Source organism: Lactiplantibacillus mudanjiangensis (assembly GCF_005405385.1).
Lineage (GTDB): Bacteria > Bacillota > Bacilli > Lactobacillales > Lactobacillaceae > Lactiplantibacillus > Lactiplantibacillus mudanjiangensis.
This window is the reverse complement of the sequence record NZ_BJDY01000012.1, coordinates 1-3203: the sequence shown is the minus strand read 5'-3', so window position 1 is coordinate 3203 and position 3203 is coordinate 1. Positions and strand designations below refer to the sequence as shown.

At 48.3% G+C, this 3203-nt stretch carries 2 rRNA genes; both read right to left on the bottom strand.

Annotation, left to right across the window (positions count from 1 at the left end):
- Window positions 1–70 (bottom strand): 5S ribosomal RNA (gene rrf, locus FFM84_RS16010); the annotation flags it as partial.
- Between the two features lie 75 nt (window positions 71–145).
- Window positions 146–3068 (bottom strand): 23S ribosomal RNA (locus tag FFM84_RS16005).
- Window positions 3069–3203: the final 135 nt, after the last annotated feature.

Sequence of the window (3203 nt, the reverse complement as noted above, 5' to 3'; positions counted from 1 at the left end):
CGGCGCTAAGAAGCTTGACTTCTGTGTTCGACATGGGAACAGGTATATCCTTCTTGCCATCGTCGCCACACTATTGAAAACAACTTGTGCTCTCAAAACTAGCTAATATCAAATCTTTTTCATAATTACCGGAACACCTTTATACTTGGTTAAGTCCTCGACCGATTAGTATTAGTCCGCTTCATGCGTCACCGCACTTCCACTTCTAACCTATCTACCTGATCATCTTTCAGGGGTCTTACTTCCATAAAGGAATGGGAAATCTCATCTCGAGGTCTGTTTCACACTTAGATGCTTTCAGCGTTTATCAGATCCATACGTAGCTACCCAGCGATGCGCCTGGCGGCACAACTGGTACACCAGCGGTATGTCCATCCCGGTCCTCTCGTACTAAGGACAGGTCCTCTCAAATTTCCTACGCCCGCGACGGATAGGGACCGAACTGTCTCACGACGTTCTGAACCCAGCTCGCGTACCGCTTTAATGGGCGAACAGCCCAACCCTTGGGACCGACTACAGCCCCAGGATGCGATGAGCCGACATCGAGGTGCCAAACCTCCCCGTCGATGTGGACTCTTGGGGGAGATAAGCCTGTTATCCCCAGGGTAGCTTTTATCCGTTGAGCGATGGCCCTTCCATACGGTACCACCGGATCACTAAGCCCGACTTTCGTCCCTGCTCGACCTGTCTGTCTCGCAGTCAAGCTCCCTTGTGCCTTTACACTCTGCGAATGATTTCCAACCATTCTGAGGGAACCTTTGGGCGCCTCCGTTACTTTTTAGGAGGCGACCGCCCCAGTCAAACTGCCCACCTGACACTGTCTCCCACCACGATTAGTGGTGCGGGTTAGAGTGGTCATACAGCGAGGGTAGTATCCCACCAACGCCTCCACCGAAACTAGCGTTCCGGTATCTATGGCTCCTACCTATCCTGTACAAGCTGTACAAACACTCAATATCAAGCTACAGTAAAGCTCCATGGGGTCTTTCCGTCCTGTCGCGGGTAGTCCGCATCTTCACGGACAATATAATTTCACCGAGTCTCTCGTTGAGACAGTGCCCAGATCGTTACGCCTTTCGTGCGGGTCGGAACTTACCCGACAAGGAATTTCGCTACCTTAGGACCGTTATAGTTACGGCCGCCGTTTACTGGGGCTTCAATTCTGAGCTTCGCCGAAGCTAACCCATCCTTTTAACCTTCCAGCACCGGGCAGGCGTCAGCCCCTATACGTCATCTTACGATTTTGCAGAGACCTGTGTTTTTGATAAACAGTCGCCTGGGCCTATTCACTGCGGCTGATCTTGCGATCAGCACCCCTTCTCCCGAAGTTACGGGGTCATTTTGCCGAGTTCCTTAACGAGAGTTCACTCGCTCACCTTAGGATTCTCTCCTCAACTACCTGTGTTGGTTTGCGGTACGGGCAGTTAAATACTCACTAGAAGCTTTTCTCGGCAGTGTGACATCAGACGCTTCGCTACTTAAATTTCGCTCCTCATCACAGCTTGTCCTTAAATTGATAAGCATTTGACTCATCAAAAGACTTACTGCTTGAACATTCTAATCCAACAGAATGCACATCTTAGCCTCCTGCGTCCCTCCATCATTCAAACGCATTTAACTGGTACAGGAATATCAACCTGTTATCCATCGTCTACGCCTCTCGGCCTCGACTTAGGTCCCGACTAACCCTGGGAGGACGAGCCTTCCCCAGGAAACCTTAGTCATTCGGTGGATGGGATTCTCACCCATCTTTCGCTACTCATACCGGCATTCTCACTTCTAAGCGCTCCACAAGTCCTTGCGATCTTGCTTCATTGCCCTTAGAACGCTCTCCTATCACGTGACCTAATGGTCACATCCGTAGTTTCGGTAGTATACTTAGCCCCGGTACATTTTCGGCGCAGAATCACTCGACTAGTGAGCTATTACGCACTCTTTAAATGGTGGCTGCTTCTGAGCCAACATCCTAGTTGTCTATGCAACTCCACATCCTTTTCCACTTAGTATACATTTAGGGACCTTAACTGACGGTCTGGGCTGTTCCCCTTTCGACGGTGGATCTTATCACTCATCGTCTGACTCCCGGATATAAATCAATGGCATTCGGAGTTTATCTGAATTCAGTAACCCAAGACGGGCCCCTAGTCCAAATAGTGCTCTACCTCCATGATCCTTTAATCCAAGGCTAGCCCTAAAGCTATTTCGGAGAGAACCAGCTATCTCCAAGTTCGTTTGGAATTTCACCGCTATCCACACCTCATCCCAGCAATTTTCAACTTACACGGGTTCGGTCCTCCAATGCGTTTTACCGCATCTTCAACCTGGACATGGATAGGTCACCTGGTTTCGGGTCTACAACCTCGTACTAAAATCGCCCATTTCAGACTCGCTTTCGCTACGGCTCCGACTTTTAAGTCTTAACCTTGCACGGGATCGTAACTCGCCGGTTCATTCTACAAAAGGCACGCCATCACGCATTAACGCGCTCTGACTTATTGTAGGCACATGGTTTCAGGAACTATTTCACTCCCCTTCCGGGGTGCTTTTCACCTTTCCCTCACGGTACTGGTTCACTATCGGTCACTAGGTAGTATTTAGCCTTGGGAGATGGTCCTCCCGGATTCCGACGGAATTTCACGTGTTCCGCCGTACTCAGGATCCTGAACTGAGAAAGCTTGATTTAATCTACTGGGCTATCACCATCTATGGCGGATTTTCCCAAATCCTTCGACTATCAAACTTTTTGGTAACTCAAATGTTCAGTCCTACAACCCCAGAATGCAAGCACTCTGGTTTGGGCTGTTCCCCGTTCGCTCGCCGCTACTTAGGGAATCGAATTTTCTTTATATTCCTGCTGCTAATGAGATGTTTCAGTTCACAGCGTTTACCTCCAACTAGACTATGAATTCATCTAGTGGTAACAGTTGATTAAAACTGTTGGGTTTCCCCATTCGGAAATCTCCGGATCATAGCTTACGTACAGCTCCCCGAAGCATATCGGTGTTAGTCCCGTCCTTCATCGGCTCCTAGTGCCAAGGCATTCACCATGCGCCCTTGTTAACTTAACCTTATTTCCTAACGGAAATACGATTAATTGAGTTTAGCGATTAAACTTCTTTTAAAAAACTCAAAAAACGCGGTGTTCTCGGTTTAATTATGAAAAATTATATTTGATATTATCTAGTTTTCAAAGAACAAGTTGA